General features: G+C 35.2%; 3 protein-coding genes. All 3 read left to right on the top strand.

The genetic code is table 11. The features are described 5' to 3' along the window. On the top strand, positions 1-4,597 hold a 4,597-nt coding region (locus tag C7N71_RS06865; protein ID WP_225361900.1), incomplete at its 5' end, for a DUF5776 domain-containing protein. Between the two features lie 296 nt (positions 4,598-4,893). Continuing rightward, the gene (locus C7N71_RS06860) at positions 4,894-13,647 is read left to right on the top strand and encodes a DUF5776 domain-containing protein (RefSeq protein WP_105988363.1); all 8,754 of its coding nucleotides are present in this window, start codon (positions 4,894-4,896) and stop codon (positions 13,645-13,647) included. 210 nt (positions 13,648-13,857) lie between these two features. Further along, positions 13,858-23,505 (top strand): DUF5776 domain-containing protein, encoded by a 9,648-nt coding sequence (locus C7N71_RS06855; RefSeq protein WP_105988362.1) that lies wholly within the window; start codon positions 13,858-13,860, stop codon positions 23,503-23,505. Positions 23,506-23,564 lie beyond the last annotated feature (59 nt).

Genomic DNA, 23,564 nt, shown 5'->3' with positions numbered 1-23,564 from the left:
TGGCAATACAGCTAATCAAGCTAATTATGCTAAGGACAGTATAAATAGCGCAGCTTATACCAACGCCCAGAAAGCATATACCGCTGGTTTATATGTTCAGCCGGATACAGCTGATGCGCAGTTAAATCCTACTGCTTACAATGTCGGAGTGGCCGCAAGGCAAGAAATTACCGATTCAATCAATAATGTAAACGCAGTAAATGATCCTAATAGTGATTACCATAAGACTTGGACAACACAACAGCAGGTGGCATATCAAAATGCCCAAAAGTCCTTCCAAGCAGGAATGGATGGTAATCGTACTGAGCAAGATAAAATTAATGCAAATTTGAATATTCCAGCTAACTTACTAGGTTCAGCTGGATATAAAGGAATGACAGATGCACTAGCCGGTAATAATAATTATATTAACTACAAGGGCAATGATCAGATTATTTATAATGATGCCCAAGCAGCATATTCAGCAGGTTTAGCAGGTAGTCCAGAGACTGATGCGAATGCGGCAAAGAATTTAATTGCTTATAATGTAGGATTAGCAGCTAAACGAGGCATTACTGATTACAATGTGGGCATTCATGAAGATGTTGCCCACTTAACTCCATACAATGATTGGAGTACTAGTCAACAGCAGGCATATTTGAATGCACAAAAAGCTTATGCCGCAGGCCTAAGCAATAACCAAACCAATGCGGATGCACGATTGAATAGTACAGCTAATGAAGTGGGTCAAGCTGCCTATAATGGAGCTGCAGATGCGTTAGCAGGTAATGATAATAATAAGTATATTGGTGATAAGCAGGTTGCCTATGCTAATGCACAAACAGCATATACAGCTGGACTAACTGGTCAAGCAGTAACAACACAGGCAGCAATAAATAATCCAGTAGCTTATAAGATTGGGTTAGCAGCGCAACAAGCAATAACAGATTCAGATAGCAATATTAATGAAGCAAAGGTTACAGATTCTGCATATCATAAGAGTTATAGCCAGCAACAACAGGCTGCCTATGATAATGCGGTAAAAGCATATCAAGCAGGCAGTGATGATAACTATACTGAACAAGATCAAAAGGCTGCTAAATTAAATACGGTTGCTAATAAAGCGGGTCAAGCAGAGTTTATTGGTATTAGTGATGCTTCTAAAGGAAACCATAACAACCAAAGCAAATATGCAGCAGACAGTCATGAACTAACATCCTATAATAATGCCCAAAGTAATTTCTTAAATGGATTGCAAAATGATGGCCAAAATAGTTCAACGACTGGTTATGATGTAGGTCAAGCAGCAAGACAAGGAATCGAAGATTCCAACGCCAATAAGGATGCGGCCAATGAACCTAATAGTGGTTATAATGACTGGCATCCAATTAAGCAAGCGGCTTATAAAAATGCACAAACAGCATATCAAGCAGGATTGAAGAATGATGCAATTAGTGCGGATGCACAGTTAAATCAAATGGCTAATACCGCCGGTTTAGCAGCATATCAAGGAGCAACAGATGCTGCAGCCGGTAATCAAGCTAATCAAGCTAATTATGCTAAGGACAGTATAAATAGCGCAGCTTATACCAACGCCCAGAAAGCATATATAGCCGGTTTATATGTTCAACCGGATACAGCTGATGCGCAGTTAAATCCTACTGCTTACAATGTCGGAGTGGCCGCAAGGCAAGAAATTACCGATTCAATCAATAATGTAAACGCAGTAAATGATCCTAATAGTGATTACCATAAGACTTGGACAACACAACAGCAGGTGGCATATCAAAATGCCCAAAAGTCCTTCCAAGCAGGAATGGATGGCGATCAAACTGAGCAAGATAAAATTAATGCAAATTTGAATATTCCAGCTAACTTATTGGGATTGGCATCGAGAAAAGCCATTACAGATTCTGTTAACGGACAAGACAATTCAAATGCTTATGATAAGAATCAAGCAGATGATAAAGAAATTTATCAAAGGACCCAACAATCATATCAAGCAGGTCTTAAAAATGATTCAACTAGTCCAACTGCTCAGTTTAGTAAGCCTGCTAATCAAGCTGGATTGGCTGCATATCAAGGAACTACAGATGCCGCAGCCGGTAATACAGATAATCAAAATAAGTATGTACAAAATAGTGATAATGAGAATGCTTATAGTAATGCTCAAAAAGCTTTTAATGCTGGATTGCATGATCAAAGTTCAGATAATCAGGATGCTAAAAAGAATTCAACTGCTTATAATGTTGGGAAAGCTGCTAAACAAGGGATTGATGATTCTATCGCTCAGATTGATCAGACTAAGAATCCAACTAGTCCATATCATAAATGGACATCACAACAACAAGTGTCATATCAGAATGCCCAAAAATCATACCAAGCAGGATATGATAATGATAGTACTTCTCAGGATCAACAAAATGCAAAATTGAACCCAACAGCAAACATCGTTGGAAAAGCGGTTCGTTCAGCAATAAATGATGTATCAGATGGAACAAATAATCCTGAAAAATATCCAGCAAATAGTGATGCCCAAAAAGCATATAATAAAACTCAACAAACTTATCAAGACGCGGTTAATGGTAAACCATATAATCCATCAGAACCTGTTGTAGCATACAATATAGGTAAAGCTGCTAATCAAGCTATTCAAGATGCAAATAATAATATTAATCAAATAAATGATCCAAAAAGTGATTATAATAATAAATATACTAATGCCCAACAAAGTTCTTATAAACGGGCGGCATCTGCATATCAAGCTGGGGTAACTGGTGAACCATCTAATAATTCTTCAGCACAAGGTAATCCTAGTGCATATCAAGCAGGGTCTGCCGCTAACGCAGGAATTGCTGATGCAATTAATGGAAATAGTTCACATGCTAGTTCGTATAATGATTCACCTGCTAATCAAGCTGCTTATAAAAATGCTCAACAAGTTGTTAAAAAAGGTTACCACGATGGATCGCAACAGATTAAAGAGCCGCCAGTTATTAATAATCAATCACCTTCATATACTCATATGTATAGCAATTCTTATAATAGTGGAAGTCAAGCCGCAATTGATGGAGCCAATGCATTTAATAACGGCAGTCAATTACCTGAAAATCAGGGGAGTTTGCCTGCATTAGCTAGAAATCAAGGTTACGATGATGCCCAAAAAGCATATAATAATGCGATTGCTAGTGGGGAAACTACAGTTCCATCTAATTTAAATCCGGCACAAAAAGTGGGATATGAAAAAGGTGCTTCAATTATTTCTGGAATTATTGCTTATACGAATGGTCAACAACCAACTAATACCAATAGTAATTTCCAAGAAGGTTACAATATTGCTAAACAAGCTATTAATGAAGCAGTTACAGCTGCTAGAAGTGGTAATATTAAAAAGAATAATGATGGCAGTATTATTATTCCTAAAGCACCTTCTGGAATTGATCAGAAGACCTACAATGATATTTATCAAGGTGGATATGATGGTTATACGAATGGACTAAATGGTGGTAGTGCTACTCCAAGTGCTAATAATCCTAAGTCTAAATTGGCTGATTACATTGCTTCTTATAAGAATTCATTTAAGACTGGTGTAAGTGATATTCCTGCTCCACAACCACAGCCACAACCACAACCACAGCCACAACCACAACCATTTATTAATAAAGCACCTACTGATTTCTTGAACAATAATAAACCACAAAGTCAATTTCCTTCGTCTAATGATAAGAAAGAATATCAAACCGCTTATAAGGATACCAGAAATGGTTTTAAAGCAGCTTTGGATAACATTCAACAAGTAACTGATAATTCTCATTATTATGATGAGGGTTATAAATCTGGTGAACAGGGATTAGCAGGAATTCAGGATGCTAGAGATGGATTGAAGCCTATTGGCAGTAATCAGTATTATATAAATGGATATGATGGATATAAGGCTGGAAAAGCAGCTGCTCAGAAGGTTATTGATAATCCAAATCATGACTTAGCTAAACGAGGCATTGTTTATGATTATGCATATAAAGATGCATACAAACATGAGCAAAAAGTTCAAGCACAGTTAGGCAGAGAACAAGGTTTAGAAAATGCTAAGTTGGATCGTTTAACACCTAAACATTTTGTTGGCTCTCATTCTCCAGCTTACGTTAGAGCTTATATGCAAGCATATCGTCATGAAGCCAAACGGATTCTTCCTCGCTACATTTACAATAAGAGGGGATTGTATACACATCGTGGAACCAAGTTTACTAAGCATAATCGAGTAAAAGCATACAATAATAGTAAGCATCGTTATAATGCGAAAATATTTAGAGTTACCGGATTGAAGTTTTCTAAAACTGGATTGCCAAGATATAAGGTTCATGGTGGGTATGTTACTGCTCGTAACGATTATGTGGCTAATGTATATTACTACACTAACTTCAAACGTTTCAGGATAATTAATCCTGGTGGTGCACTTGTTCATAAAAGCGAGAGATTTAGTCGTAAAAATGCTATCAGAAAATTGAAACGAGGCGCTATTGTTAGAGTGCATAATATTGTGAAATATAATGGCATTACACGTTTCTATATTGGGAAAGGAGAATATATTACAAGTAATAAAACTTATGTAAAAAGATAATTTAATTATTTTATTAAATTAGATTATAAAAGAGTCTTAATGTGATTAAATTCACGTTTAGGCTCTTTTTTTAATCAACTTTTTATTAAATTGCATGTGGTGATATAATATTATAATATTAAGTTTTACAAAATTATTAAATTACGGGTACATTTGTCTTTTCTATACCATGAATTAGTGTTAAATTGTACTTGTGATTGAAAACATAGACACATATAAGTTATTAATTTTTACAGCTTATTTTATAATCCATGTTTAGAATAATGGAAATTCATAGGAATTGGAGTGTAATTTAGTTGCAATATAATAAGAATCAATTCAATAAAGTAAATGATAAAAAAGTAATGAAAAAAGTTAAAAAGCAATGGGTTGTAGTATCCGTTGCTACTTTAGCCTTGTTAGGCGGTGGAGCGGTTACATATAGTGGAATTTCCAATATGGGAAATTCTGCAGTTGTAGCACATGCTGCGGAAAATAAGACTGGAAATAATAGCGTTGATGGTAAACAAGATGCTACAGGAACAGCAATGACTAGTGGTAGTACTCAATCCGGGACACTATCATCAAATCCGGTTAGTTCTGCATATACAGGATCTGTAAACGCTGCAAGTAATGCTATTAGTACAGATAGTGGTGCTGCAAGTACTGCATCTCAAACTACTAGTGATGTGGCAAATTCAATGTCTGGTCACGACAGTGGGGGACAAGTAGAACAAGATAGTAATGTAGCTAGTAGTGCTTCAGGAGCGGTTTCCGGTGCATCCAGTTCTGTAAACAATTATTCAAACGCTGCAAGTTCATCTAACCGAGACAATTCTTCTAAAGAAGCTGGTTCAGCTAATTCAGCCAAAAATGTTTCATCTAGTGCTGCCAGTGATGCTAAAGATGCTGCCAGTGATGCTACAAACCAAAGTAATGGTTACAGCTTAGCTAGCTCAGCTAATAACGATAGCCAACAAGCATCAAATAGTGCCAATAGTGCTAACAATAGTTTTGCCTCATTAAGTAGCCAATATAGCTATGCAAGCAGTGCTAATGTAATCAACAATTCATTATTAGGTTCAGCTGGTAGAGAAAATGATTATAGTAATGCTAATAATTATTATAATTCAATTTCAACTAAATATAATGATGCATTAAGTAAGGCAAATGCTATTAATGGAAGTGGTTCCACTTCTGGTGCTAGTTATGCTTTATCTAGTGCCAATAGTGCTGTGCAAAGTGATTGGAATGCAATGAATAGCGTTGGCCAAACTCAATCAGCTAATGCAGGTCAAAGTAGTATGGCTGCTAAATCTGCTTTTGACGTAAGTAAATATAACGATGAACAGAGCAGTGCTGCTTCAGTGTCATCAGCATCAATTGCCATTTCCAATGCTTCATCAGCAATCGCTACTGATTCATCAACTGCAAGTGCAGCCTACGATCATTTAAAAAGATTAGTTGAAGGTTCTGAATATATAAGAACAGTTGGTGCTAACGATGCTTGGAGGCAAATTCAAGCGGGCGGTAGTAGTGCAAGTCCAAGTATGTCATCAAGCAATGCTAGTAATTCGGCCTATGCTGATGCATTTAATGGTGTAAGAGATGCATGGTACAAGTATAATGGTTTAAATAACAGTAAGGATAATCCTGCAGGAACACAGGGAGTTCAAGATTATACTGGAACTTCAGCTTCAAACCCTAATGATCCTAATTCAGTTGATTCAATATTAAATTCTGGTAGATATAGTAATCAAAATCAAAACGGAACCATCACTCAAGCACAAATTCCAAATGATCCTAATGGACCTAATAATGGTCAAAATGAAACACATGATGTTAAATCAAGTGAAACTATTCATAATCAGACAGATTATAATTCAGGAATTACCTACTTTTTAGCTCATCAAGGAACTGCTGATGCTGAAAGTGGTAAATGGAGTGGAAAGAGTCAAAATGATGCATATACCCCTAAGCGGAATTCAAAAAATGCCTATGATCAAGCATATTTAGGGGCTCAAGATGCTATTAGTCAACAATGGACTAATAATAAATTTTCTTATGACAATTCTAGCAATTTTAACCCTACCTCAAAATCACAAAGCGGTGATACAAACTATACTATAGGATTTAATGATGCTGTTAACCAAATTAAATCTGGAGTTGCATTTGTATCTAATGATGTTCAATTGCAAAACGCTTTTATGGGTCCAGGAAATACTAATCAAGTAGAATCAGAGAGTAATTTATCAAAAGGTGATATTTATTCCACTCAGAATAATATTTCTATTAAACTATTAAATGACATTAATTATAAGAATTCTCCTTTTTATGTTCAGCATGATGAGTCCAATATAAATGTGTACTCCAGTAACTATAGTTCTGTTGGGTTGAACGTATTATTGGACGGTCAAAATCATATATCTGATTTTGGTTCTGCATCATATAGAATTACTGATAGTGTGGATGATAATATTTCTATTAATAATTTTAAGGCGATTTATGGAATAAACTATTACGGACCAGTTCCAATTTGGAAGACTGGAAATATTAATTTTCAAAATGTAACTTATGTAGGATCTCAGTTAGCTTATTCAACTAGTGCTAAGGTTAATGTCTATGGTCATTTGAATGTATTTTCAGTTGGTAATTATAAGTCTTTGGGATCTAAGAATTATGATGCTTTAACTGAAGGTGGTGGATATGCTTCTCCTCTTTATTCAAACAATGGACTATCTGGTATAAATCAACAAAATTTCCAAGTTAATAATTTTGAAGTTCATGAAAATGCTTCATACTATGGTAGTACCACTGGTGGTGACGTTGTTGAATTAGGTGGGAATTTTTATGTAGATGATAATGCTAAGGTTAAGCTTGTTCCTATGGCTAATTCTTATCAGTCAGCTGAAAATGCTCCATACAGTAATGCTGTAGGTATTTATTTAAATAGCAGTAGTGCTAATTTAACAGTAAATCCTAATGCACTTTTTGAGATAATTCCCACTAGTAATAATAGCAATGTAAACATTGCTCAAGGTATTGCAAATAAGGGACAAATAACTGTTGATGGAGGAACAATTAAAATTGTTTCAAATGGGACTATGCCATCTTATTCAAATTATGTTTCTGGAAATATAACTATTAAGAATAATGGTAACTTTAATCTTGAATATAATAATTTAGGTAATACTTCTTCACCTGAAGTAATGTATATTGATGGTATTTTAAATATAACTAATCGTGGTAACTTAATTATTCATACTGATGGTACTGGGAATAATCCAACATTATTGTATAATACCGGAAATAATTCATTTAACATTGATAACCCAGGTAACAATGTTACTTTACAAATTGGTAATAAGGTAGATGGTACCCCGGGTTCTGGGTATTTGTTCTATAAACCAATCAATGCCTATTCAGTTAGATATGCTTTAAGTACTAATGGTGATGGTAATGTAAGTTCATCTGATTCTAAGTATAAAGTTTATGTTCCAAATTCTGGAAATATTCAATATATTGATCCATCGAATGGAAATGGATTAGTAACAGATTCAAATTCAAACACTACTAATATCAAATATCTTTCATTTACTGCCACTCCTAATGCTTACTTTAATGGTCGTATTAATACAAAACAGGATTCTACTGGTACTAGGAATGTAAATGGACAATTGTATGTTGCTAATGTTCCTGAAGGTAGTGAAAATGGTGAAAATAAGATTTTGATACAGGTCGATGTTGACGGTCATCCATTAGATAATTCATCTGATCTTGGTGATTTAGCACTTTACGACGCAAACGGAAATAAAATTAAGGACTTAAATCATACACCTAATGAAACAGAGCAAAATCAAATTACTAATGTAAATACTTCAGCTAGCACCTTTAAAAATGGACCAGTTACTTATACTGATGCTATTTCTCTTGATTCTAATTCATTGGGCAAGGATTCTTCTGGAAATACAATTAATTTAAATGATGCAAAATATCAAGGTGCTACTATTAGGTTCAGCTATAAGTTACCTAATGGAAAACCTACTAAGGATGTTAGTGTTACTGCAAATTATTATGTTACAAGGCAAAAACAAACATTAGATAATAGTGGTAATTTGACCAACGAATTAATGAATCCATTTAATCCAAATGATGTTATTGATAAAGCTCAAGATAATAGCCTTGTACAGAACTATACTCCAACCTTGAATGGCGCCCAAGAAGCTGGTGCCTCAATTGGTGCCAATGACTATGATTCTTCAAATAATAATAATTATGAAAATAGCGATGCATGGAATAATATATATTCTAAACAGGATAACCAAGACATTAAAAACGCATTCATAAATTCATATAAGAATGGATTCAACAGTGCAAATACTGGATTTAGCAATTCAATGAAAAACGGTAGTTCTGAACCTAGCGATAATAATTCATCTGAAAAAACTGGGTATGACTATGGAACTCAATCAATAGCCGGTGCTAATAGTAGCCAATTGCCATCAAATAGTAGTGTTAATCCTACTGCTCAACAAGATGGTTTCAATATAGCGCAACRAGCTAAGGCTGATGCAGCAAAAGCTGATGCTAAGACTTATGATTCTGCTTCATATGTACCAGTTCCTGCTGGAATTACTTCTGTTTCTAATAGTCCCAAGGCTTTAATTTATCAATCTGCTTATTATGGTGCATCACAAGCCAACAAAACTAATAACGCTAGTTTATCGAATTCAGATCAAGTATCACAAAATGCATTTGATAGACAAAAAGGTGCAAAGACTTTCACTAATGGTGATGCAAAGCCAACTAATAATGATGTGCAAGCTCAAGGTTATCAAGATACTCAGAGTGGTTATCAAGCAGCCGTAAATAGTAATCCAAATGATGCTTCAGTTGACAGCAWTAAATCAACTGAATATAACCAAGGAATTGCCGATGGTAATAAAGTTCGTCAAGGTTATCAAGAGGCAGAAAACAATGATAATCCACAAAGTGGTAATTATCCTGCGAAAATTACTGACCAACCTAACAAAGATGCTCATGATGGAGTTGCGGATGCTATTAATACTGCTAAGCAGAAGAACACGTTTGATAATATTACAAAAAGTGGTTCGGGCAAGGATGCGGACTACGTTAATGCATATAATACTGCTATTGACGGAGCAAAAGCATCCAACGATAACGGTAGTCAAGCATTTTTAAACAATGGTAGTTCAACTGCTGACCAGGGTAGTAACGCTGAAAAGTCAGTTTACACCAATGCTTACAATGATACCCAAAAAGGTTATCAAGAAGGCTTGAAGACTCCAGCTCCTACTCAAGATCAAATTAATAATATGAAGCCTAATGAAAAAACTGGTTATGAAACGGCTAAGAATTTAGCTCCAGGTTATCAGAAGGCAATTGCTGATTATTATAACAACGGAATTACATCGGAAGATAAAATTCCTAGTGATAGTACATCAGGGTATCAAGAAGCTATCAAAGGACTAATTGATGGTAAAGGCACTGATAATCAGCCAGCTAACAACAAACCGTTATACGAAATTGCTCGTGCTGAAAGTTCAGGTACTAGTGATGGAATTAATAAGGCTAAAACTGATAAGGGCTCTAGCGATGTTCCTTCTGATTCTGACATTCCAGCTGGAGTGAATAAGCAAGCATACCAAGATGCATATCAAGCTGCCCATGATGGATACATTAAAGGTGCATCTGATCAATATGATGATACAAAGAAGAATAATCCTGTTTACACCAACGCATTTGATCAAGGGTCTCAACAAAAGGGTGCAGACGACTATTTAAATGGTAGCGTTCAATCACCTGACAATACTAATGGTCAAAATTATACTAAGGGTGTCGATAATGCTAAAGCAGCATTTGATAAGGCCTTTAATGGTAATGACGATAATCCTAAAGATGCAGCATCTCAAGCCGGCGATAAAGCAGGTAAAAATGCTAAGATTGGTTATGATGAAGCAAGTGATTCCTCAAAACAAGCTCCTACATTAAATAATGATAAGAGTAATCAAAATGAAGTCGATGCTTATTGGGGTGCTAAGACTGGTGCCAATGCTGGTGAAACGGTTCCTAGTGGAGTTAATACTAATTCACCAAGCTATCAATCAGCTGAACAAAAAGCCCAAAGTCAAGCTGCCCAAGGTGCTCAACAATATTTGAATGATAAACAAAATGGTGTTAATAATCTTGAACCATCAGGAAAAGATGCACTTTACAATCAAGGATACAATAACCAAAAAGCTTATGATGCAGGATTTAATAATTCTGGTGATAATGAACCAGATCAAACTAACTGGACCCGAGGTCAGAAAAATGCATATCAAGCAGGAAAAGATGCTTCTAAGCAAGGTTACGAAGATGCTAAAAGCAACAAGACTGATCCTGATAACGACGCTACTAATGCTGGAGCAACTCAAGGATTCAACGATGCTAAAAATGGTCAATCATTTAATCCTTCTAACAACATGCCTGCATATAGTGGTGCAGATAAAAATAGTAAGCAAATGCAGTATCAATCATCATATGCCAAAGCTTATGCTGAAGCTTCTGATCAAATGAATAAGGGTGCTCAACAATATGTATCTGATAAAAATTCAAACAAATCAACTGCTTCTAAACCTGTAAACCCTAATGATAGTCAAGATACTCAGGCATTTAATCAAGGGTATGATAATCAAAAAGCATATGACACAGGTTTCAACAATAACACCTCTCAAAATCCAAGTGAGGATGGTTGGACTGATAGTCAAAAACAAGCATATCAAAATGGACAAAATGCCAAGAATGCAATCCCTAATGCGGCACAAGCGGTAGTTAATGGACAAGATGTTAATAGACCTGGTGATAATGAGAAAGATGCACAAGCATCTTATGATGGAGCTAAGGCTGCCTATGAGGATGCCGCTAATGGAAAAGATGCTAGTGGTAATATTGGTAAAACAGCTGACTATCAACAAGCTTACAACAAAGCTTATGGTGATATGCAACAAGCTAAGTCAAATGGAACTAAGGACTTCTTCAACCAAGTTCAAGGCGATAATTTGAATAATGCTGATGCTATTAATAAAGCTAAAAGTTCTGACAATGGAACCGGCATTGATGATAAAGTTCGTAACAATGCTTTTGCTGAACAACAAGGATATGCAGCTAGATTAGTTAGCGATAGCAATAATAATCCTTATACCAATGATCCTAACAAGGCATCTTATAATGATGGATTTGACAAAGCATCTGGTGACATAAAAGCTGGTTATCAAGCAGCGCAAGCAGCTTCAAACCCAGCACCAAGTGATAATCCAATTAAAGATGCTTCTGGTAATGATATTAAGACGCAAGGTGGTCAGGATACTTATCGTGCTGCTGCTCAAGCGTTCCAAGATGTAAAAGATGGTAAACCTCAAGCTGATAATAATGATAAGACATCAACTTATCAAATGGCTTACAATATGGCATATAACGTTGATCAAAGTGCTAAACACAAAGGATCACAAGACTTCTTAAATGATCCAAGTTCAACACCTAATAACACTTATAGTGGTGGACAAAGTACTTTATATAATCAAGGTAATGATTATTCTAAGAACGGTTATAATTCAGTAATGAATCCTAATAATTCATCTAGTGATGGACAGGGTTCTAAAGAATACATCGATGGTGCTAACTTAGCTAATAATCTTCTAAATGGAGTGAAAGCTGCTGCTAGCGGTAGTAAGACAGCACCTGCTGGTACTGAAGATGGTTTCAATACTGCTAACGCTGCTATTAAACAAGCAATCACTGATTCACAAAATGGAACTAACCAAGGTTCAGACGGCAAGTTAGATCCAAGTAAGATTATTGTTCCTAACAATATTCCTAAGGCTGCTAGCCAAGCCTACAAAGATGTTTATGAGGGTGCTTATAAAGGTTATCAAAATGGCTATAACGGCGGTAGTGCTGCTCCGGACAAGTCTGATCCTAAGAGTAGTTTAGAAGATTACATTGCATCTTACAGTAATGCATATAAACAGGGACAAAGTAATATGCCAATGCCATCTCCACAGCCACAACCACAACCTAAACCAACACCACAAAACAATTCTTCAACTGCCCCAACCGATTTCTTAAATGGAAAGCCTAAGACGAACTTTACTTCTGACGCTGAAAAGCAGGCATATCAAAAGGCTTATAATAATACTAAGAATGGTGTTCAAGCAGCATTGAAGAATGAAATTCGTAATTCTGATGGAACTAAGTATTATGATGATGGTTATAAGGCTGGAACCGATGGACTTGCTGGTATGAAGGCTGCTCAAAAGGGTATTAAAGACCATACTCAGTCTGGTAATAAATCATATATCAATGGTTATAATGGTTATGATGCTGGTAAGAAGGCAGCTAAGCAAGCTATATATGGTCATCACAATATATCAGATAAAGGTGTTATTTACAGTTATGCTTACAAACAAGCATTCAAACAAGAAGAACGTCACCAAAATAACTTAGGATTTAAGCAAGGACTTGCTAGTGCTAAGAAATACAAAGCACTTCCTGCTAACTTTGCTAAAAAGCATTCCCAAGCATTTGTTAAGGCATATCTCAGTGCTTATCGTCATGAGATAAAACGTAGTTTGCCAAGATATATCTACAATACTAAGTCATTATTTACTCATAATAGTATTAAGTTTACTAAGCATAGTAGAATTAAGAGATATGCTAAGCAACCAAGACATAAGGCTCATATCTTTAGAGTGACTGGTGTTGGGTATTCCAAGACTGGATTGCCAAGATATAGAGTAAATAATAAGGGTTATGTAACTTCACGTCCCGATTATGTTGCTAATGCTTACTATCAACATAACTTTAAGACTTTCAAAATTATTAAACCATCTGGTGCATTAGTTCATAGTGGTAAACGTTTCCGCGCAAGCAATGTAGTTAAGAAGCTTAATAAAAACGATGTATTTAAAGTTAATAAAATAGTTAAGTTAAATGGTATTACACGTTTCTATATTGGCAAAGGTGAATATATTACAAGTAATAAAACTTATGTTAATCAAATTAAACATTAATATTTAGTTTTAAAAAGAGATTGGTTTTTGAACCAATCTCTTTTTTATTTGCAAACTAAATAGTATATATATTTTTGTAATGGTGATATATTATATGCGAATACTTATCGACTGGCATATTCTAATAGCTATAAATGCCATTATAGGAAAGTTTTGCGCCGAGCCATAAGCATTTAATAAAGATTTCATATAGAATGGAGTGTTATTGAATTGCAGTATAATAAAAATCAATTTAGAAAAGTCAATGATAAAAAAGTTCTGAAAAAAGTAAAGAAGGAATGGGTAGTAGCATCAGTTGCTACTTTAGCATTTTTAGGAACTTCGGCTTTTTATGGTGTCAGTATGAATGATGTAACGGTTCATGCTGATCCAACAACAAGTGCACAGAATACAACAAGAAAACAAACAACACCATCGACTGATTCACAATCTACTAGTACGGTAAATTCAGCTAGTGGTGCAATCAATGGTAATTCTCAAACTGCTAGTGGTGCTTCTAGTACCGCTTCTTCAATAGCTCAGGGTGATTTCAAAGGTTCGGGCGAGCAAGTTCAAAAAGATAGTAGTGTAGCAAATAGTGGAGTTAACACAATTGCTACCAATTCTGCATCAGTTAATGGGTATGTAAAATCAGCTGCCAGTCGTAGTCCACAACAAAATACATCTGCTGAGGCTACTAGTGCAAGTAATGATCAAGCTAGTGCATCTAGTGCCAATACCGATACAGTAAATGCTGCTAGTGATGCGGTAACCCAAAGCAATGGATTCAGTTTAGCTAGTTCTGCCAATAGTGCTAGCCAAAATGCATCCGGAAATGTATCTAATGCTAATAATGATTTTAATTCATTGAGTAATGAATATTCTTTGGCAAGTAGTGCCAATGTAATTAATAATTCACTAGGATCTACAGGTAGAACTGATGACTATAATAAAATCAATAATGATTATACTAATATTAGTGGTGCCTATCAAAAGGCATCTAATGCACAATCTAGCTTGACTCCTAACAGTTCATCAATTGAAACTGCTAATGGATCAATTCAAGCCGATTGGAATTCGATTAATAATTCTAGCGATTTTGGTGGGAATAGTGCAACACCTAGCCAGAATAGCATCGCAGTGAAATCATCTTATGATGTTAGTGAATATACCGCTGCGACTGAAAATTCTGGTGCAGTTAGCACAGCTTCTTCAGCAATATCGCAAGCTAGTGCTACCATTGCTCAAAATAGTGTCAGTGTTGTCACTGCTGCAAAGGATTTAAATGACACTTTGAATGATGACACTTATCAAGGTACATTAGGTGCGAATGATGCATGGACACAAATCGAATCTGGTGGAACTCCTCAATTAACCACGGGGCATGATGAGGCTTATAACCAAGCCTTTCAAGGTGTAATCGCAGCACATGGACAATATGTAAATGATGTCACAAACGAAGGAACTAATACAAGTTATCAACAAAGTTATAAGGATTATATAAGAGCGCATGAACAAAGTGGTGCTACTGATTATCAAAATGGTAATTATTCAGGAGATAATGATCCAACTACTGCGGGCAACAATGTTACTGCTTTTGATAATTATTTAGATGCAACTTATAACAATGCCAACAATACTAGTGTTACCGGTGTTCCTAATAGTGGTTTTATTGATGCGAAAAAGGTAAACACTACTAATAACCAATCGGCACAATATACTTATGGTATTAATTATTTCTTAGCTAAACAAGGTGCAAGTGATGCTGAAACTGGTAAATGGAATGGTCATAATAATCGAGTTGCCACTTCATATAATCCTAATGCTGACTCAACAAATGCTTATGATCAAGCTTATCAGGGTGCTAATGATGCAATTCAACAACAATTTGCAGGTAGTGGATCATCTCCATTTCAACAAGTACAAAATTATACGGGGAGCAATTCATCATATTATCAAACTGGATATAATGATGTAGCACAACAAACTCAACAAGGAGTGGCTTTTGCAGACAATGCCACTCATCTTTATAATATTCTTTATGAAGATAATGGAACTTACAATGAAGCTAATAATTCTGCTAATGCTATTAATACTATAAATATTACCAACGATATTAATAACGGTGATTTGGGTAATTATTCAGAACTTGATTTGAAACTTTATACTTCTAATCTAAATATTAATGGTCAAAATCATATTTATGATGCGCAATCAATCGAATATAACTTGAAATCTCAGGAAAATAATAATCAATCATTAATGGTTGAGAACTTTAGGACGATTTATGGAGCTAATTACTATGGCCCATTTACCTTCAATAATGAAGCTAATATTTCATTCAACAATATTAACTATGTTGGTGCTCAATTATTGAGTGCTTCTAATAATAATACTTCTTTTCAAGGGAATACTAATTCTCATTTAGTTCAGTATTATAATTCTCCATATAGTATTAACGTTGCTACTGAAGGTAACTCTGGTAATAATGGTCAAGAAGATTTGGAAATTGCTAGTATGACGCTTGCTCCTGGTGCTAATTACTTTGGTGATACAGCCAAAGGTGATGGCGGTGACGCTACTCTAATTGATAGTGGAACTGTTACTTTAGGTAAAAATTCTAATTTAGTTGTAAGAGCTGCCAGTGGAACTGGTGGTGGTGGTGAATCTATTTATGATAGTGATTCTGATGGAGTTGTAATTAAGTCATCTTCAGGAACTTTGAATGTTAATCAAGGTGCCGATTTGGATATTGTGCCTATTTTGGAAAATAATTCTAAGTATGGAGCCATGGGTATTTATTCAGAAGGTAACATTAATGTTGATGGTGGTCGAATTAATATTCAATCACCCGTAGGCAATGACAATGTTGAAGGCGATTCATGTTTGATGGATGTTGAAAGTGGCAGTGTGAATGTTTATAATAGTGGGCTACTCAATATTCAATCTGGTAAATACTTAAATAATAATCCTTCTAATAATTCATTAAACTATGGATTATTATACTTGGGTTCTGGTAGTGTTAATATTTATAATCGTGGCAATTTAATTGTTAAGAACTTAAGCGGTACTAATGAAGCAGAAAAATTAATTTGTGGTTCAATTAATGTTGATGATATTGGGGAAAATGGAGTTCAATTACAAAATACCAATAATCAAAATAGTACGTTTGTTACCGGACAAATTGTTGCCAAAAGTGTTCAATTTGATAATGGTAAGGGTTCTGATCCAAACAACTGGTACTATACATTAAATGTTAACAGTAATTCCAATGGTGCAATTAATTACAATTATACTAATGGTCAAAATAAAAATACTAGCACTCCTAGCACTGAGACCTTGGCCAGCAATGATGTATTGAATTTGAGAAGTGTACCTACCGTTGATTTTGCTGGGAATATTGCAACTAATTCAGATGGTAATGGTGGAACTATTATTAGTGGTTATGCGAAAGTTTATGATTACAACACAGCTGCTAATAATATCTATGCTGGGTATTCACAGGGATCAAGTGCTAATCTTTCTTCAGTGCCAGCATATAGTTCATTAATCTCAGACACTGCTAATTCAGTTAAGGATGATTTTACTGGAAAATATTATAACCAATCCATTGGTTTCTCTGACGGGAATAAATTAGTTCCATTTAGTTATGATTTAAAGAACACAACTGGTAGCAATACATTTGGAGTTACTTTAAATTATGGAATTAGTCAAGTGAACTTAGTTTTAGTGAACAACCCAGATGGCACTCCGGCATTTTATAGTGTTGTTGATGGATCTGGCCAGACTTATGTAAACAACCAAAGCTTAGCAAATGTTAATCAGGCTAATTCAGATGCAATTACTGATGCACAAAATGGTAACGACAATGTTAAACAACAAAACATTGGAACTTATAATGCTAATATAGGTCAATATCAAGATTCATATGACAGTGCTAAAGCAGGTTATCAATACTTTTCTCAACATCCTAACTTAAGTCCGGATGATCTTATTGCGAACGCACCTAATTCTAATAGTGATACGTTCTTACCTAATTCCTTTATAAAAGGCTATGAACAAGCTACAACTGATGAAACGACACCAGCCCAAAAACAAGGAGCCCAAGACTTTACTGATGGCAAAGCTAAGAACTCATCAGTAGGGGATGCAACTAAGCAAGAATACTATGACAATGGTTACAGTGGTGCTCAACAAGGTTATCAAGACGCCGTTTCGGGTGCTAATAATAAACCACAAAGAGTTACTACTAAAAGCACAATTGGATATGATATGGGATATAGTGATGGTCAAGGTGCTGCAGCAGGTTATCAATTGGCCGAAAGTAAAACTAATCCTAAATCAACTGATAATCTTAGTGGTAGCCAATTAAGCAATCAATCTAAAACTGCATATCAAGCGGTAGCAGATGCAATTCAACATTATAATGGTAATAACCATGATGCAACCAACATTGATGTTTCAACTAGCAATGGGAAATCAGCTGATTATGTGAAAGCATATAATACTGCTATTAATAGCATTGAACAAACTAACATTGTTGGCCAAAATAATTTCTTAGCTGGTCAACCAGCCAATGATAGTAGTTTTAGTAATGCAGAAAAGAGTACCTATAACGATGCTTATAGTAAAGCACAGACTGGATTTAATGAGGGATTAAATAATCCTGATGCAACTGCAACTAATGCTAATGAATTAGCTGGAATTAAAGCTGCTCAAATTGGAAAGCAAGCTTATGATCAAGCAGTTGCTGATTATCCAAATAATATTAAAACTCCATATACGGGTGCAGACGCTAACGTTTATAATGCAACTATTGATGGTTTGAAATCTGCTGATAGTGATACTAGTAAGACTAGACCTACTTCTAATGATGGTGCCGCATTGTTTTATGATGTTGCTAAATCTCAAGAATTAGGTAAAACAGATGCAGAAAAGAGTATTAACCAAAATAATGATGGTCAAAACAAAGCAACCATTACTGCTGATCAAGTAACTGATGCTAATGCCAGCAATCATGGGGCATATGCCGATGGATATAATGCATTGATGAATGGTTATAATGATGGACTGCAAAAATCTGATAAAAACACCCATACCAATAATGGAGAGTTATCTAGAGCTTACAATGATGGAAATGTTCTGGGGCAAAAGGCTAAAGGTGCTAATGATTTCTTAGCTGGTAATCAAAATACCGATTCAGCTAATACTAATTACACAACTGGTTTTAATAATGCCAAAGATGGTTATCAAGACGGTGTGGATCCAAATAATGCCAGCACTGCATCTGCCGATGACAAACAAACACTAGAGTATCAAAGAGCCTTAGCAGTTGGTAAAGCTGCCCAATCTGATTTCCATCAAGCAGAGCAAAATGCTCAACCAAGTGGTAACAGTAGCCAACAAACTACTGCTGATGGTGTAAACGATGCAATTGCTAAAGTTCAAAGCAATAATGGTACTAATGGTGGTAATGATATTTCTTCAATACAACCATTAGGTCAAGCTGATGCAGGAACTGCTAGTTATAAATTAGCATACAATCAAGCATTATCTGATGCTAAAGATGCTAATGCTGATGCCATTAATACGTTTAATGCTGGTAAACCAGTTTCGGATAGCAATTTAACACCGGCTAATCAAGCTGTTTATCAACAAGCATATGATACTTATCAAAAAGGTTATGGTGAAGGATTGAAGAATGATCCTGCTCCAACGGCTGATATGATTAGTAAGATGACACCTAACGAAAAAGCTGGTTATGAAAAAGCTCAACAGTTTGCTACTGGCTATAATGATGCGATTAAAGATTATTATAATAATGGTTTGACTCATCCCGATGCATCTAAGCGTAATGAACCAGGATACACTGATGCAATTAATGGATTAATTGATGGATTGAATACCACTGACAAACCAAATCCTGATTCCCCAGTTTATGAAATTGCGCGTGCTGAAAGTGTAGGTGCCAAGAACGGTATTATTGATGCTAAAGATCGTGGTACTAGTGATCATTCTGCGGTACCGGCTGAAATTGTTAATAGTCAAGCATATAAAGATGCATATCAAGCTTCTAAAAATGGCTATAATGGTGGTAACAATGGAAGTGGTCAATATGATCAACCTAATAATCCAATTTATACCCATTCATTTAATCAAGGAGCACAACAAAGAGGTGCTGATGATTTTGTTAATGGAACAGCCACAGACGATGCTAATAATGAAGCTAAAATTAATAGTTCATCCAAACCATATGATAAAAATTATGCACAAGGTGTGAAAGATGCTCAAGCAGCTTATTATGGGCAAGCTAATAACAATAGTTTGGCATCTCAGACTGGTCAAATTGCATCTAAAGAATATCAATCTGGATATCAAGCAGCACAAAATGGCGATGCAACAGCTCCAGATAAAAGCACCAACCCTGATGGATATGAAGCTTATTGGGGAGCTCAAGCGGGTGCCAATACTGGTAAGAATGCTCCGGATGGTTTAAATACTAATTCACTTGCATATAAGAGTGCCAAAGCTCAAGCGCAAGGTGAGGCTACTAAGGGAGCTCAACAATATTTAGATGATAAATTAAATGGGGATAGTTTATCACCTAGTGGCAACGCACTATATAATCAAGGTTACAATAATCAAAAATCATATGACAATGGTTTTGATAATCCAAGTTCAGAAGTTCCAACTAATTTAACTCCTGGAGAGAAAACTGCTTATAAAGACGGACAAAATGCTATTAGTAGTTACAATAATGCTAAAGCTAATGCCAATGCTACTCAAAATGGTGATGCTAACTATAATGGTGCTGTTCAAGGATATCAAGATGCATTAAAGGGGACTTCATTTAATCCTACTAATAACATGAAATCTAATAATCCTACAGCATATCAAGCAGCATATTCTAAGGCATATGCTGAAGCTAGTGCCCAAAAGAATAATGGAGCTGGTCAAGCAATTACTGATGGAGATACTGGAGCTAATAAGAAAGGTACTAGTGGTTCTAATAATACACAGGATAATAATGCTTTTAATCGGGGTTATGCAAACCAAGTTGCTTATGATAAATTACCTGAATCTCAAAAGATACTTCAAGCTGCTAAAGATAATATTAATAATAATAAACAACCAGTTGTTGATGATGATGCCTATGAGGGTGCTAAAGCTGGATTAAATGACGGTGCAAGTGCTAATGACAAGTATCATAATGATTTGAGTAAGTCTAGCGCTTATCAAACTGCTTACAATCAATCATATAATCAAATTCAAAAAGATCGAGTTGCTGGTAGTAATGATTTCTTTAACCAAGTTAATGGTGATAATTTAAATAATCCAGATAAAATCAAAGCTGCTGTTAGTTCAAAGAATGGTAGTAAAGATGTTGACTCTAATGCTCAAAACAATGGCTTTGATTATCAAAAGGGTTATGCAATCGGCATTAATGATAGCAATGCTCAACCAACTAATAATGATAGCGATGCATACAAAGCAGGTTTAGCAATGGCTAAGCAAGCTAGTGCTGGTTATCAAGCTGCACAGGGATTGGATAATCCAATGCCAAATGCAAATCCAATTAAAAATGCCCAAGGAACGACAATAACAGATCCTAATGCTGAACAAGGTTATCAAGCTGCTGCTCAAGCATTCCAAGATGTTAAAGCAGGCAAGTCACCTTCTAACAATGCTAACCAACCATCTTCATATCAAGCTGCATATAGCATGGCTTATAATGTTGATCAAGCTGCTAAGTCGAATGGGAGCAATGCAACATTAAACAATCCTAATAGTGGATTAACACCTAATAGCCCTTATAGTGAAAGTCAAAAGGCTGAAAGTACTTTGTATAATCAAGGAATCAATGATACCCAAAATGGATATAATTCAATTATTCAACCTAAGAATGATAAGTCCACAGCTGAAGAAAAGAAAACTGCTGAATATCAAGCGGGAGCTAGCTTAGGGAAACAAATCTTGAATGGTGCTCAGTCAGCCGCTAATGGTGATGCTAAAGCTCCTGAAAATAAGATTTCTAATGATGGTTATCAAGCAACTTTAGCTGCCATGAAGCAAGTATCGGTTGATGCTACTAAGCATCAATTAGATTTAAATAATATCAAAGTACCTGATAATATTAGTAATAATGCTAAAGTTGTTTATGTGGACTCATATCAAGCTGCTGCTCAAGCATTTAATGATGATGTTAAGAGTGATAATAAGACCGATGTTTTATCACAAAGTCCTTTGTATCAATATGTCTATGGTAAGTCATTTGATAATGATCAAGCTGCTAAGCAAAATGGTCAAAATGATGCTTTGAAGAATCCTAATGGTAATATCAGTAATCCTTATTCAAATGACGATGTAAAGAGTATTCTATATGCACAAGGAAATCAGGCGGTTAAGAATGGATATAATTCCGTTGTTTCTCCAAAGTCATTCTCTAATGAGTATGCAGGAAGTAATGAGTACAATGCAGGAATTCAATTAGCTAATAGTTCAATGGCAGGGGTACAAGCTGCTGCTACTAATAAACCAGCACCAAGTGATCCAGTTGCCAATGCTAGTTACCAAGTTGCAAAATTAGCAATTAATAACTCAGTTAATGATGCCAAAAATGGTAAGAATTTAGGCTCCGATGGTAAGTTAGATCCTACTAAGATTACTGTTCCTAGCAATGTTAGCCCAGCAATGCAGCGCACATATCTTGATGTTTATAATGGTGGCTATCAAGGTTATCAAAATGGACTTAATGGTGGTAGTGCTAAACCAGACTCTAATGATAGTGATGCTCAATTAGTTGATTATATTGCTGCATATAGTAATGCATATCAGCAAGGGCAAAAAGATATTCCAGCACCAACAATAACTCCACAACAACCACCAAAAGTTAATCCAAAACCTGTATTTAATTCAGCAATTTTGAATAATTTCTTGAATGGGACATATCAATCTAAATTTGTCTCGGTTGCTGCTAAAAAAGCATATGACAAAGCATATGCAGATGTAAAAGATGGAGTTGAAGCAGCATTGAAAGATGTTATCAATGGGGCTTCAGGTAATCATTATTATAATCAAGGTTATGAAGCTGGTAAGCATGGCTTAGCAGGAATTAGAGCAGCTGAATTAGGTAAAAAACTAACTTCTGATCATAATAAAGCTTATATTAAAGGATTCGATGGTTATGAAGCTGGTAAGAAAGCTGCTGAAGCTGTATTTGATAATTCTAAGCATGATTTAAGTAATAAAGGTGCGATTTATAGTTATGCATATAAGCAAGCATATAAACAAGAAGAACGTCATCAAAATAATTTAGGAATCAAACAAGGCATTGAAAATGCTAAAAAGAATCATAAGATTCCAAAGGATTTTGACAATAAACATTCAAAGGAATATGTAAAGGCATACTTGCAGGCATATAGACGTGAAGAAAAACGTGATACTCCAAGATATATTTATAATTTAAGAACTTTGTTTACTCATAGAAATGTGAAGTTCAGTCATAAAAATAGAATTCATGAATACAAGAAAGCTCCAAGATATGATGCACATATCTTTAAGGTTTTGGGATTGGATTATTCTAAGACTGGATTACCAAGATATCGCGTTCGCAATGGCTATGTAACTGTACGTCCTGATTATGTTGCTAACTTATATTATCAGACCAATTTTAAGAAATTTAGAGTAATTAAACCATCTGGTGTAAGTATTCATACCAATAAATACTTTGACAACGATAATGTTGTTAAAAAACTTCATAAAAACGACATTTTTAAAGTTCAAAAAGTTGTTAAATATAATGGAATTACTCGTTTCTATGTCGGTAATGGTAAATATATAACTAGTGATAAGACTTATGTAAGTAAAGTCGGTAAATAATTTTACTTAATAAAATAAGCATTTGGATTTAATGCCAAATGCTTATTTTTGTATATATT

Origin of the sequence: Apilactobacillus timberlakei (assembly GCF_002993965.1) — a bacterium.
Classification (GTDB): domain Bacteria; phylum Bacillota; class Bacilli; order Lactobacillales; family Lactobacillaceae; genus Apilactobacillus; species Apilactobacillus timberlakei.
Note: the sequence above shows the minus strand (reverse complement) of the source record. Positions and strands in the feature narration are given on the sequence as shown.